This is a genomic window from Bradyrhizobium sp. LA6.1 (assembly GCF_040547805.1).
GTDB classification, from domain to species: Bacteria; Pseudomonadota; Alphaproteobacteria; order Rhizobiales; family Xanthobacteraceae; genus Bradyrhizobium; species Bradyrhizobium barranii.
This window is the reverse complement of record NZ_JBEPQK010000016.1, coordinates 66,435-79,801: the sequence shown is the minus strand read 5'-3', so window position 1 is coordinate 79,801 and position 13,367 is coordinate 66,435. Positions and strand designations below refer to the sequence as shown.

The window sequence follows — 13,367 nt, the reverse complement described above, 5'->3', positions numbered from 1 at the left end:
CATCAATGCCAAGCGTCTCATGCGAATGCTCGAGACGACATTCGTCCCCATGACCGAGCTTCATATCTTTATCTCCGTCGCTGGGCGATACGGCAAATGCCGTATTTCGTCGTCGGTCAGGAGGCTAATGTCGAGACGCCCTGCGCCGCCGCAGGTGGCGGCGAAGTGTGAGATGTCCTGCCAGAAGCCACTCACACCTTTCCACAAAGCCCCCCTGCTAGATCACAAGGCAAAGTCCCGAAAACAGCAGCGAGCCCAGGATAATACGTTTGAAGGCTGATTCGTTGATCCGTCCGAACAGGACGATACCCACAGCCGTTCCAGCAGCTAAGGCGGGCAGAGAAATGCCAAAGTCGATCAAGACCTTTAACGAGAGGCTGTGGTGCGAAAGCATGAGAGCGAGGGCGAACAGTTGCATCACCCATATAAAGGGCTGAACCAGGCCGCGCTGCTGATTTTTGGGGAGACCATGGATGTCGCACCAGATCGCAGGAAGTGTGCCGGGCATCGCGGTCAACCCGCCGACCAGTCCCCCACCAAACCCTACCAGCACGTTCCGGCTCCGGCTCTCCATCCGACGCGAGAAGGCAGGCGTCGGCCGCAAGAAGGCATATGTCGCGTAAAGGGATAAGAGAGTTCCAAAACCCAGTCTGAAGATCCCGGTATCCACCTTCTGCAGGAGATAGACCGCGATCGGAATTCCTAATAGTCCACCAGCGATGAAAACGAGGCTGGTTTTCCATTGCATGCTCTTGCGTAGCGCAATCAGCGTGGCCGCTTGCACGGTGATGCTGCAAGCCATCATCAATGGCACAGCTTCCATGGGCGGAAAAACGTGTAGCAGGATGGCGCCGGCGACCGCCGAGAACGCAAACCCGGAAAGGCCGGACACGAACGCGCCCGCGAAAACCGCCCCACTCAGTACCAAATAGGCCGCTATGTCTGACATAGTACCGCTTCCTCAAAAATGGTGATCGTCGTCAAATGGCAGGACAACATGAGGTCGCCTGAACTCACTCGAGCGACAACGACCAATCCAACTAATCGCCGTGGATCGCCGTTGCTGCCATTTCGATGGGCCGAATACTCGACGCGTGATGCAGCACGTATCCCCCGACGACGTGTAAAATGCCGAAGCCAGCCAGGACGGCGATTGTCCACGCCTTGAGAGGTGGCGATGGTCGCCGGGTGTGGGAGCTATCGGTAATTGCCATGTCCAAATTTCCTTTTTGTAGGCGGCCCGTTGCGCGGTCCCCGGATGCCCACAAACGATACGCAGATGGTCACCATTGGTATCGCGCGACAACTTTTCCGGCGTAGGAGCGCGTGACGTTGGAGAACTCTCCCTCGAATGTCGTCGCTGTCGACCAGCCACTCAGCCATTTCATCTCGACGGCGCCGGTGGCAAGCGCAGAGTCGGACGCTTGCGCCGCGCCGCTGACGACGAAGCTCGCGCCGGGCAACGTCTGGAAGGTGGCCGCGATCGAACGGTCCGCGTTGAAATCGTGCGCCCACGCCGTGCGCCCGCGCAGCGTCAAGATGCCGGCCTGCATCGCAAAGGATTTGTCAGCGCGCAGGCCGAGTTCGCTGCGGCTATCGGTGACGCTCTTCGAATTGTAGGTCAGCGCAAAGATGTTGCTACCGACGATGGCCGCTTCGGCGTAAGCTGGCAGGTCGACGGTCGTAAACTGTCCAGCGGCATAAGGCGTGAGCCCAAAACCTAGCGCCACGAAGCGGTAACCGCCTTCGAGCCGGCCTGACCAGGCATTGGCCCTGAACTCGGCGCGCAGCCGGTCAACGCCGGCAACTGTCACCGTGCGATCCGTGGTGATGTCCTGCCAGCCATAGGCAAGCGCACCGGTCAGATAAGCCGCACCCATATTGTGCCGAATGAACGCACCGGCCTGGAACAGGTCGGAGCGACCGCCGCCGAGATTATTTGCAACCGAGAAATTGGTGCCGCCGCCGGCGAGCGCAAAACCGACGAGCGTATCCGGCGAGAAACGGTAGTCGGCGCCGACCGCCGTGCCATAGATGCTGCTTGTGGTGTTGTTCGAGCCGAGAGCCACATTGCCGTCGGTGGTCTGCGACCCGCCAAAGCCCGCCGCCCACACGCTCCAGCGCTGTTCGAACGTAGGCGCGCGCGGCGGCGCCTTGGTGTAGATCGCAGCCAAGGCGTCACTTGGCTTGCGGGTTTGCGCATACGCCAAGGCTCCCTGATCGGCGTAACCGACAGCCGTCCCGCCGACCGGGACGCCGTCGCCGCGTCCAGCGACGAACGGATCGGTCATCACGCCCATAAACTGGTTCATCGCATTGAAGGTGGTCTGCTGCGGCGCGGTGCCGGCTTCGCCGGAAAGCTGCGTCAGCCCTGCCGGCGTCAGCGCCCCGAACACGATCGGAATGCCGCCAGTGCTGTTGAAAGAATTGACGAGGGCATTGCCGACATTCTGCTGGTTGGCGTTCAGCCCCGTACCCGGCGGCGGAATGAAGGCGAGCACGAGGTTGAGATACACGTTATGGGCATCATGGGCATCGTAGCTGAGGCTTGAAGTAAAGCCCGACGGCAGATCGGTGTTGACCAGCGACGAAAATGTGCCGTTCACGCCGCCTGCCGCATTGAGGATCGTGTATTGCTTGGCGACGTAAGTGCCCGGCGCAAAGCTCGCGTTCACCGTCGCGCCGCCAAGCGTCGCCGCACCCGTGACGTTGGTGCGGTCGGCGCTGACGGGCGAAACCTCCACCATGTAGCTCGCAGCCGCGGTGAAGACGAGGTTGCCTTGCACGGTGAGCAAGCCGATCGAATTGCCCGGCGCCAACGCGCCGCCGTTAATGGTGGTGTTGCCGACAGTGCCGTTGCCGCCGAGCGTTCCGCCGGCATTGACGGTCACGTCGCTGACGATCGACCCGTTGACCGACAACAAGCCGCTATTCACGGTGGTGGGACCGGTATAGGCATTGGGGCCGGTGACGGTGGTGGTGCCGCCATTCGTCGTCAGGCTCATGCCGCCGCGGAGGCCGTCGAGCGTGCCTCCGGTCGAGGTCACCGCGCCGTTCAACAAGCCACTCTTGAGCGTTCCACCCGCCAGCTCCACCGCGTTGATCGTCTGCGCGGTGCCGCCGAGATTGACGGTGCCGCCGGTGTTGATCGTCATCGTGCTGGCGGTGCTGAACGCATTGTCGACAACGCTGAACAGGGTGGCACCGTCGTTGACCGTGGTGGCCCCGGTATAGGCGTTGCCGACCAGGAAGATGGTGGTGCCGCCATTCGCGGTCAGGTTCATGCTGCCCCCAACGCTGGCGATGGTGCCACCGGTCGAGGTTACCGCGCCGGTCAGCGCGCCGTTGCCCAGCCGGCCGCCCGCCAGCACCACCGTATTGATCGTCTGCAAAAAGCCGTTGAGGTTGACGACGCCGCCGATGGCGATCGTCGTCGTACTGACGGCGCTGAAGGCGTTGATACCGGAGCCCGTCAGGGTCGCGCCGTTGTTGACCGTGGTGGCGCCGGTATAGGTGTTGGTGCCGCCAAGGGTGGTGGTGCCGCTGTTCGTCGTCAGGCTCATGCCGCCGCCGACATCGACCAGATCGCCGTCGATCGAGATCACCGCGCCGGTCAAGGAGCCGTTGCTTAGTCGGCCGCCTGCCAGCGCCACATTGTTGATGGTCTGCGCAAAACCGCCGAGATCAACCGTGCCGCCGGTGTTGATCGTCGTCACGCTGGCGGCGCTGAACGCATCGGGGCTGGCGCCAAGCAAGGTTGCGCCGTTGTTCACCGTGGTCGCGCCGGTATACGTGTTGAGGGTGATGATATTGGTGACACCCCCGTTCGCCGTCAGGCTCATGCTGCCGCCGACGTGGCTCAGCGTGCCGCCGGTCGAGGTCACCGCGCCGGTCAACGCGCCGTTGCTCAACACGCCGCCCGCCAGCGCCACATTGTTGATGGTCTGCGCAGTCCCGCCGAGATCGACGATGCCGCCATTGATCGTCATCGCGCTGGTGGCGCTGAACGCGCCGGCATTGCCGGCCAGCAGCGTCCCGGCACTGACGAGGGTCGTGCCGCTAAAGGCGCTCGTGCCGGTCAGCGTCCAGGTGCTGGTGCCGGCTTTCGCGAAAATGCCGAAGCCGCGATACTGTGCTGCCGCGCCCATCGTAGACACGTCAAACGTCGCATTCGTGCTGCCGCCGAGCCGCAACGTGTCGGCACTGCTGAACGCCACCGCATTGCCGGTGATGGTCGATCCCGCCCGCAGCTCCAGCGTATTGGTGCCGCCGGTGAAGGTGATGGCGTTGGCCCGCGTCACGCTGTCGCCGGCAAGTCCGCCCGCGATGGTTCCGGTGTTGGTGATCGTCAGGTCGGAGCCGATGATGCCTGCGCCACCGGCACCGTTGGTCGAGCCCGCACCGCCATTGCCGCCGGTAATCGTGCCACCGAAATTGTTGATGGTTGTGGAACCGGCCCAAATGCCGGCTCCACCGGCGCCTCCAGCGCCTGTCCCCGTGCCGCCAACACCGCCCGCGCCACCTGCGCCGCCGCCGACAAGGGAAGCCGCGGCCAGCGCCACGGTGCTGGTCGACAGGATAAAGCCTGCACCGCCAGAGCCGCCCGAACCGCCCAGCCCCGCCGCACTTGCGCCACCCGCGCCACCCGCGCCTCCCAGGCTCTGAGAGAAGGCAGAGACACTTATCGAGCCCGAGCCGGATATAATGAAGACAGCACCGCCGGCGCCTCCTCCGCCGCCGCCGCCAGAGCCGTTTCCGTCGCCGCCCTTGCCACCCGCGCTCGCAGTAAAATTACCAATCGTACTGCCGCTTCCGGTGACGAGCGCATTCCCTGCGCCGCCGCCACCGCCACCGCCGCCGCCATCGCCGGCCGCCACGCCGGCGCTGCCATCGCTGCCCGCTGTCGTATCGCTGCCCGCGGCGCCACCCGCGGCGCCATTGTCGCCTGTTCCGCCAACGCCGCCACCAGTGCCGGCGCCGAAAAGTCCGGGCCCCCTGCCGGCGCCGCCGCCGCCACCGCCCTGTCCCGCCGCCACCCCCGGTGCACCGTTGCCACCCGCGGTCGTCGTGCTGTCTGCGCCACCCGATCCGGCATTGCCGCCGCCATCGCCACCCGCGGCGAAGGTGGAGACGACGCCAACAACGAGGGAGGTGGAGACGATCGCGCCGACAAGTGCGGTGCTTGCGAGCAAGCCGCGCCGGCGCACTTTCGGGTCGGAAGTGGTTCTTGTTGGCAATTCTTTTCCAGCCCGCAGACCCAACTGCGCTTCCAAACAGAGATGTGAGCGCGCCAATCGGAGGCCGCGCCGGTCAAGCTGACCAACCGGCTGCTGTCCAAGCGCGTCCAGTCGGGGCGAAAGATATCGCCGGGTCGATTCACGAGCGATACGGCAGATGTCGTATTTCGTCGCCGGCAGGCAGGCCAATGTCGAAGGGCCCGCCCAGCAGATGGTGGCGTGGAGATCAGCGCCGAGACACAATCGCAGCCGTGGCGGGACGATCGCCAAGCTCGGGGCAGTCACACATCCTTCTAGCGACCACTATCGATCGATTCCTTGCCGCCGACGCAGGCGGCAACGATCGCTTCGTGCAATTCCTCGCCGGTGACCGGCTTGTGCAGAATGCGATGACCGCCGGCGGTGGCTTCCCGGATGCGCGACGGCGAGGTATCTCCGGTCACGATGACGGCGGGGACCGCGCGGCCGAGATGGGCGCAGAGAGCCTCGATCGCATCCAGCCCCGTAGCACCGTCTCCGAGGCGATAGTCGGCGATGATCAGATCGACCGGCGCATCGCCGGCCACCATCGCCGCTGCATGAATCTGTTGCACCTCGGCGGCAGATCGGCCGCCATACACGCGATGCCCCTGGAGCGTGAGCAACTGCACCATGGTATCGAGGACATCCCCTTCGTCTTCCACAACCATGATGCTGACGGCGATGCCTGCGGGCGATGCCTTGTTATCGGGCAAAGGAGTTGCCACCGCACTGGCTTGCGGAACCGTCACCGAAAACATCGAACCGCGCCCGGTGACGGAGACGAGCTTCAGGGGATGTTGAAGCAGCAAGGCGGTGCGGCGAACGATGGCGAGGCCGAGGCCAAGGCCTAGCGTGCGATCCCTCGCCGGGTTCTGCAATTGCACGAACTCCTCGAAGACCATTGCTTGCTGATCTGCGGGGATGCCGGGTCCGGTATCCCATATCTGGATTTCCACCGCAGCGCCGCGCCTGCGGCAGCCGAGCAGAACGCCGCCGGATCCCGTGTATCGAAAGGCGTTCGACAGCAGATTGCCCAGGACCCGCTTCAGCATCATGGGATCGCTGTCCACCTTCAGACTGCTTTCAACAACGCGCCAATCAAGGCCGCGATCCTTCGCCACTGAAGCGAATTCGTTGCTGAGATGGTCGAACAGTTGGGACAGATTCACCGTCTCCCTCGCAACAGTGACGACGCCGGCATCAAGCCGGGAGATGTCGAGCAACCCATTCAGAAGGGCGCTGAGGTTGCCGACAATGGATTTTGCCTTGCCGGCCAGATCGCGTGCATCGCCGGATTGGACAGCGCCGCGGTGACCCAGCGCCGCGAGCGTGGCGATCAGCAGACTCAAGGCATGGATCGGCTGGCGCAGGTCATGACTGGCGGCCGCAAGGAAACGCGTTTTGGCACGATCAGCGGCTTGTGCGCGGTCGCGTTCTTCCTCAAGGTGACCGACGAGCTCGACATTTTCCAGGCGCAACCTGATGGACTCGCGCAGCATGCGGTACGTTGTGCGGCAGTAATAGAAATTGATGGTCACAAGCCCGGCAAGCAAAGAGAGATATGCGCCGGAGATGTCACCTCCATTGGTGATCGAGCGCACCGTGATCGGCAGCACCGTAGCGATGATCGAGCCGACGAGAGCAGGCGGAAACGCCGAGAGCGACGGCACCGTGCCGCAGATCAGACCGGTCAAGACAATGACGGTGAATGAAAAAAGAACAGGCTCCTGGGGAAGGAACCCAACCCAGCCGAGCATTCCCCACAGCAGGCCTGACACGCAGGAAAACGCAGCCGCAAGCCAGGCCCATCGCAACACGGACCCAGGCTCTCGATCTCGGCTGAAGAACCGGCGCGCGGCCAGGACGCGTGTGGCGGTGAGCAGATACACTGCACTGAGCCATCCGATCAACCAGCTCGCCGATACCGTGCTCCTCAGGACGTACGCCGCCGCCAGGGAGATGAGGATGTTGGCGACCACCACCCCATAGGAATTGCGATACAAAAGCTCGACGAGCGCCGCGCGTATCTTGTCTTCTTGCATCGAAACCTCTCCGCGCGCCGGCAGATGCGGCGGCTTCGTTTGCGAGTTGCCGTTGCGCTAGCCCGCTGGAAGGCCGAGACGAACCGCGTAGGCAGTCAATTCGGCGCCGCTGTGCAGATCGAGCTTCCGCATGAGATTCTCGCGATGTTTCCGGGCGGTCAGCGGGCTGATGCCGAGACGGCTGGCGATGTCGCGGTTGGTTGCGCCGTGAGGGATCATCCCCAGGATTTGCCGCTCGCGCCTTGTCAGCGCGACCGGAGACATTATCGCAGCCGTGGGCTCCGGGGTTTCATTCGGGCCGTCATGCTGGTCCACCGCAAAGCGAACCTCCTCCGCCACATAGGCATTGCCTCTTTTGATGGCATCGATGGCAGAGATGAGTTCGGAAGGATCGCCGCTCTTGGTCAAATAGCCATTCGCGCCTGCGGAGAAAGCGGCCCGGACGGAACGTGGTTCAACATTGGCGGTGAGGACCAGAACGCGCAGCTCCGGCCATTCGGCTTTCAGGTTGGCGATGAACTGAAATCCGCTCACACCGGGCATGCCGAGATCGAGTATGAGAAGATCGGCGGAGCTTTCGTTCAGCAACCGGTGAACGGCTTCACCGTCCGCCGCCTCTCCACTGACTGCAAGCCCGTCCACGGTCGACAGAAGCTGCTTCAGGCCTTCCCGAACGACGGCGTGATCGTCAGCAATGATCGTCCTCACCAGTCCACCCATGTATCGCACCCGCCCATAACGGCCTTAAGATCTCAATCAACGCCAAGCCAGGATCTGGATCCACAAATCTATTTGCCAGATCACTTTAATGCGAAATACGCCACCTGCCGTATTTTTTGCACGTGGTCGCTTCGGTAATCTCGCTGCGGTTTCTCACCTTAAGATTGCCGCGTCGGGTTTAACCGATCAGCTTTGATGAAAGTGGAGATTGAATATGACCAATAGGCAGGACACAAATTCGAAAGCGCCGGCCGAATCGACCGAAAGCCTCAAGGATGCCGCTCAGAACAAGGCACCCCAAATCTCGACGTCTGAAAAGGATGCACTCAACGACAGCTCGCTGGACGATGTGTCCGGCGGTCGCGTGCCTCCCACCCACGGGGCATGGTGACGTTCCGGGCATGATGGCCTGGTTTGGCATGTCCGCTTCGCTCCATTCCTGGGAAGCGGACATGATTGGTTTTTGAGCACACAGCTCAGAGACCGCGGTCCCTTCGGACCGCCATATCCCCGAAATTCACCGAGCGCAGGGTTCCGACGTCGGGTTTGACTGATCAACATAGATCAAAGTGGAGATTGAAGATGACCAATGGGCAGGATGCGAATTCAACGGCGACGGCGGAGCCTCTCGGGAGCAGCAAGGACGCCGCTCAGAACAACGCATCCCAGATCTCGACGACGGCAGATGGGCTGAGCGATAGCTCCCTGGACGATGTGTCAGGCGGCTCTTGGCCGTTCAGTTCAGCAGCGCGAGCCTCCTACTCGGTCAACGGCCCAGGGGGTTAGCGAGCAGCTACAACGTCGAATACAACACTTGCATTGATGAATTTGGAGATTGAGATGACCGACACGCAGGATACGAATTCAAAAGGTGAAGCCGAAGCTCTCAAGGACACGGCTCAGAACAATGCATCCCAGATCTCGACGGCGCCTGACAAGGATGCGCTCGTCGACAGCTCCCTGGACAAAGTGTCGGGCGGTGGCTGGCCGTACGCAACGATGAGTTCTGCTCAGGTCAGTCCGACCATCTGACTTTGAGCAACGGCGGGATCGGTTTGGATCTTGCCGGGCCTTTACAGTGACCGATGCTCCTGCGGGCAGAGCATTGGTCATTTCGTTCTTGTTGGCTGCTGCACTTGGCGCAAACCGGACTCTGTAGAACGTCAAACTGCCGTGGATGAACGTTCCGACGGAGCTGACGCCAGTCCACGCGACCGCGCTCTTCGGATGAATGCGGGGTGGCCACGGAGGACGCAATCATGCGCGCAGTGTTCGGGCACGCAATCGAAAGACCCGGAAAAACAGCACCCAAAGCAATCGGTGTGGGCTTCAAGGCGCCCAACGAGCTTGCGTTGCCCACCTCATCGAAGCCCGACCCACGCCTTGTCGCCTTGGTCAGGATACTCGCGCGGCAGGCCGCGCGAGACTTCTATTCACGCCCCATGGGCCGGCCGGGACTGTGCGGCCTCGCCTCCCTCACACTGTTCGACGACAAGGATGATCGGATTGCGCGTCAACGATCCGTCCTCCTCCCCAACATCAAGGAATACGCAATCGTCGCTGTTTGCCCGACGCGCTTATGCATTCCGCAACTGGTTGCGGGTGATTTGAACCTACGAAAGCAAGTCATTGATTTTGCTAGGGCAACGGTTCGATCTTAAAAACAAAAACCCAGCAATCCATTGAGGTTGCTGGGTTTTCAGTATCAATCTTGGTTGCGGGGATAGAATCTGAACCTATGACCTTCAGGTTATGAGCCTGACGATAGCCTAAATTCTTATTCAACACGCTGGCCCGCGCGCCAGCCCATCTCCCAGAAGTCTGCCTCGAGTCGGGCGGCTTCCTTGAAGATCGCAATCAGTTCTGCCTCGCGGGCCGGCGTGGCGTAGAGATCGGCGAGACGCTCCAGGTGCGCCCGCGCCTTCGCCGCGCCCTCCTGGTATGGCTCGCCGGCATACTCGGCGATCCAAACGCGATAGATTCATCTCGACATCAAGGATGGCCGAGAGGCCGGCCGCCGCTTCACGCATGTCGGCAAGCTTGGGCGACTTGTAGACCGAGAGCGCGTAAGCGCGAGCAAACTCGATGAGGAACAGGTAGTCCTGAGCAAGGTAGTAACGAAACGCCGCTTCGGCGAGCGAGCCGTCTGCCAACCCGTTCGTGAAGGGATGCTCGGTGTAGGCCCGCCACTCGGCGGATGCTTCTGTCTTTAGACGCTCGAAGAAACTCACGATCTTTTTCGCCTGGCTTGCTTTCCCATGAACGTCTTTGGCTCGCTACCGATAGCGCGTTGCGAACCGGGTTGAGGCTGACCTTGACAGGCCGCCGCGATCAGCCGGCACCATGGCGCACGAAATTCGCTTGCCGTCGGTCGCCGGGACTGTCTTGCGTTCTCACGTTATCACCAACAGCATATGCCCTAAATCCAAGTTTCAACTGCGGACGAACCGCACCAGTTTCGCACCAGAAACAACCCGCACGAAGCGCAACGAACGTGGCCGAATTCCACGTAAAGCGCAGGAAAATCAACGGCGGCGGCCATTATCCCGCCGCTCATAACGGCGTGGTTGCTGGTTCGAGTCCTGCCGCACATATATCGGGAAATTGCCCGCGCTAGATTTTTGACTAGGCTCCTTCGCCCTGCGGCTCTGAAGGCGCCATTACTTCGTACGCTTGAACGCCGCGTGATAGCTCGCCACTAGGCGTACTTCTTTTCTGCTCAGCCTGCTAAGGTGCTCTTCTAGTCAACCGCAACTGCGGCTGCCCAGCTAAAGTCATAGTGAGCGCCCAACAACTTCATTGCGACAACAGCGACAAGAACGCAGATGATTTGCAACAACGTTCTCGTCGAGAACACTCTATTGAAGAGCGTCATGATGCCGCCTTCTAGCGCTGGTGACCGAGCCGGATTCCAAGCTTGAGCGCCTTTTGGCGGAGTGAGCCTTCGGAGCGCTTTGTGAGCTTCGCAATTTTTGCAACCGGAGTCTTCGCTTTCGAATGAGCGCGCAGCTCCTTCACGTCAGCCTTTGTGTATTCGCGACGCACTGGTTTCTTCTTCGTAGCCGTCTTCTTTGCCTTCTTCGTCACTTTTAGCTCCTCGATTCGAGAGTGGGCGTACTAGCACAGCCGCATTGAGGCGCAACTCTCCATCAGTTGACTCTATAGGCTGGTCCGTGAACTCGCTCATGATGTCAGTTTTGCCGGCGATTTGATGCCGGAGAGATTCGGTCCCTGCCCGAGGTTCAAGCACGCATTGATGCGCTGCTGGCGGCGGGTATGACCACCAGTGCTGCCAAATTCATCCACGACGAGCGCGGCATCCAGACGCTTGGAAAGGCCCCGGGCCGGGCGCTGGCGCGCCTTCACGCCGACTTTCGTCTTTTCTTTGCACACGGGGCGAAGTGAGCACGGGGACGGCGTGTTACGAACTTGCCAACAGCGCATACGGTCTGTCCCATTTCTACGCTACAGCGCGCAGGAGTTAGTCGCGGCATCAGAGAGCCCTTTGTTTGGCACCGCAGGCGACATAGATCGACGCATTCGGGCAATTGGGCTACGCGCAGATGGCGTCGAAACAAGTCAGCATGAACCTCATCAGCTACCACAAAAGCAGTGCCTTCCTGGTAACCCCGCATCGACACCAAGGTCGCGCCATGGAAGTGCCTATGCCGATCTCGCTCAGCGGGACTTGATCCGATTGTGGCGGAAAATCATCGAAGCACACGCAGGAACCGTGGTTGACAATCATGACAACAAGCGGCGCCGGCTCGTCGAGTTCAAGGATGGTTGCCGCTATGGCAAATTCGGAAAGGCAAAGGCTTATGAGCTGCTGATCGCCCACGAGAGGATCAGGGCCTACAAGATGGGAGGTAAGACCATGATCGACCTCGACAGCGTGGATGAATATCATGCTTCGCTGCCGAGGGTCGAAGCGAGAGCAAGCTAGACCGCCGATCTGCGCAGCGGGACGGCGGGCGCACCGTCGCGCAGGCTGTCGAGGCGATCAGTCCAACGCTGCATTAAACGCATGCGTCCGGCCCAATAGGCAGCACAGTTATAGATCCGCGGATCTTGTTCTTGTCGGCCCCTGCCAAGCCGGCGCCGCACAACCTCGTCGCGCCACCAGCGCTTCTCTCTCAGAGTCGTGGGCGAGTTGGACTTCCACTACAACGCCGTCGAACGCGACCTCCTCGTTGAGCGGGGCCGACGCGGTCGAGTGGAAACCGTGCGCGCAATGGTCACCGCCGGGGCAGTATCGCAGCCCATGTCCGCAGAGCCGCGTTCGGTGTGTTGTCGGACATTGGCACGCCATCGTCATTGGACGTCCAGCAGATCGCGGATCAGCGGCGCACGATCAGCGCATTTGGCGTCGGTCTCGCGTCCAGGCAACAGAGTCGCCCCCGAAATCGTCCCAGCCTCCGGCATTTCGAGTCAGAGCCAGGTTCGATTCCGGTCGGGACATTGTGGAGACCGGAACGGCATGGTGCCTGCCCTGCTGCCGGGGAGCCTGCTGTTTTATTTTTGCCACCTAATACGGCACGTCTGCTTGTTGGTATTTCTGTTGGTATCGGCAACAATCGACGACAGAAACTTGCGTGAATTCAGGTAGTCATTCAGCACTGCCGCAAGATCTCCCCAACCTATCATGAACGCATGGTCTGGGGTCAGGGCGATGGCTCCGGGCTGCGCTGTGTCGACAGCGCCGTGGGGCGCATCGGTCAACTGGCCTGCTGGGAGCACTACAACCCGCTGGCCCGCTATGCCCTGATGGCCGATGGCGAGCAGATCCACTCGGCCATGTATCCCGGCTCGTTCGCCGGCGACGGCTTCTCCGAGCAGATAGCCATCAATATCCGCCAACACGCGCTGAAGGCCGGGTGTTTCGTTGTCTGTGCGACAGCGTGGCTGAATGCCGAGCAGCAAGCCCGGATTATGAAGGACACCGGTAGCAGAATCGAGCCGATTTCCAGCGGCTGCTTCACCGCGATCGTCTCTCCAGAGCGTAAACTCATGGGCGCACCGCTGCGATCGGGCGAAGGCGAGGTTATTGCCGATCTCGATTTCTGGGCCATCGACAAGCGCAAGCGCGAACGCAAACCGCACCCGGCGATCGCTTCCGTCGATGACGTCGCGGATATCGATGATCGGCGACGCGTCGTAAATGCGCAGTGACCAAGAGCCTTGGCGGTGGCGCGAGGCGTTCGCGACGCCGGTGCGGTGGCTGGAGATTTCTCAGAAGACATTCGGGGCGGTGCTTGCCGCCTAGGCAACGCAGCGAGGTATTTGGCATGCTTTCTTACTCCAGATGGATCGCGGTCGCCGCCATGGCCTCAACCTCGGCAACTGG

General features: G+C 61.4%; 11 protein-coding genes, 1 tRNA gene and 2 pseudogenes. 5 read left to right on the top strand and 9 right to left on the bottom strand.

What is annotated here, in order from left to right:
* Positions 1–217: 217 nt before the first annotated feature.
* The 5 genes from ABIB99_RS31720 to ABIB99_RS31700 form a co-directional block, all read right to left on the bottom strand.
* Entirely contained in the window at positions 218–949 is a 732-nt protein-coding gene (locus tag ABIB99_RS31720) for a sulfite exporter TauE/SafE family protein (protein ID WP_247314876.1), read from the bottom strand.
* A 91-nt stretch (positions 950–1,040) separates the two neighbouring features.
* Positions 1,041–1,214, bottom strand: coding sequence for a hypothetical protein (locus tag ABIB99_RS31715; protein WP_354116247.1), 174 nt, complete (start codon positions 1,212–1,214; stop codon positions 1,041–1,043).
* 69 nt (positions 1,215–1,283) lie between these two features.
* The gene (locus ABIB99_RS31710) at positions 1,284–5,237 is read right to left on the bottom strand and encodes an autotransporter domain-containing protein (RefSeq protein ID WP_354121854.1); all 3,954 of its coding nucleotides are present in this window, start codon (positions 5,235–5,237) and stop codon (positions 1,284–1,286) included.
* 293 nt (positions 5,238–5,530) lie between these two features.
* Entirely contained in the window at positions 5,531–7,300 is a 1,770-nt protein-coding gene (locus tag ABIB99_RS31705; RefSeq protein ID WP_247314875.1) for a hybrid sensor histidine kinase/response regulator, read from the bottom strand.
* A 57-nt stretch (positions 7,301–7,357) separates the two neighbouring features.
* The gene (locus tag ABIB99_RS31700) at positions 7,358–8,020 is read right to left on the bottom strand and encodes a response regulator (protein WP_354116245.1); all 663 of its coding nucleotides are present in this window, start codon (positions 8,018–8,020) and stop codon (positions 7,358–7,360) included.
* 214 nt (positions 8,021–8,234) lie between these two features.
* On the opposite strand from ABIB99_RS31700, the gene ABIB99_RS31695 reads away from it, so the two are divergent.
* From ABIB99_RS31695 to ABIB99_RS31685, 3 genes are all read left to right on the top strand, one after another.
* A complete protein-coding gene (locus ABIB99_RS31695; RefSeq protein ID WP_247458543.1) occupies positions 8,235–8,411 on the top strand; it encodes a hypothetical protein in 177 nt (58 codons plus the stop codon).
* A gap of 449 nt (positions 8,412–8,860) precedes the next feature.
* Complete coding sequence (locus tag ABIB99_RS31690) at positions 8,861–9,052, top strand: hypothetical protein (RefSeq protein ID WP_354121855.1); 192 nt, start codon at positions 8,861–8,863, stop codon at positions 9,050–9,052.
* A 227-nt stretch (positions 9,053–9,279) separates the two neighbouring features.
* Complete coding sequence (locus ABIB99_RS31685; protein WP_354121856.1) at positions 9,280–9,681, top strand: hypothetical protein; 402 nt, start codon at positions 9,280–9,282, stop codon at positions 9,679–9,681.
* A 51-nt stretch (positions 9,682–9,732) separates the two neighbouring features.
* Here the strand turns inward: ABIB99_RS31685 and ABIB99_RS31680 are convergent.
* From ABIB99_RS31680 to ABIB99_RS31665, 4 genes and pseudogenes are all read right to left on the bottom strand, one after another.
* Positions 9,733–9,819 (bottom strand) — tRNA-Met (locus tag ABIB99_RS31680).
* A pseudogene (locus ABIB99_RS31675) lies at positions 9,798–10,251 on the bottom strand (thiaminase II/PqqC family protein). Before ABIB99_RS31675 ends, ABIB99_RS31680 begins: the two are co-directional and overlap by 22 nt.
* Before the next feature lie 655 nt (positions 10,252–10,906).
* Positions 10,907–11,107 carry a hypothetical protein gene (locus ABIB99_RS31670; protein ID WP_502916682.1) on the bottom strand — a complete coding sequence of 67 codons (201 nt, stop codon included), beginning with the start codon at positions 11,105–11,107 and terminating at the stop codon, positions 10,907–10,909.
* A 96-nt stretch (positions 11,108–11,203) separates the two neighbouring features.
* Positions 11,204–11,386 (bottom strand): hypothetical protein, encoded by a 183-nt coding sequence (locus tag ABIB99_RS31665; RefSeq protein WP_354121857.1) that lies wholly within the window; start codon positions 11,384–11,386, stop codon positions 11,204–11,206.
* A gap of 139 nt (positions 11,387–11,525) precedes the next feature.
* Between ABIB99_RS31665 and ABIB99_RS31660 the strand changes: the two genes are divergently transcribed.
* On the top strand, positions 11,526–11,966 hold the full coding sequence (locus tag ABIB99_RS31660; protein WP_354121858.1) for a hypothetical protein: 441 nt from the start codon (positions 11,526–11,528) through the stop codon (positions 11,964–11,966).
* 677 nt (positions 11,967–12,643) lie between these two features.
* Positions 12,644–13,108, top strand: a pseudogene (locus tag ABIB99_RS31655) (nitrilase-related carbon-nitrogen hydrolase); the annotation flags it as partial.
* Between the last annotated feature and the right edge of the window lie 259 nt (positions 13,109–13,367).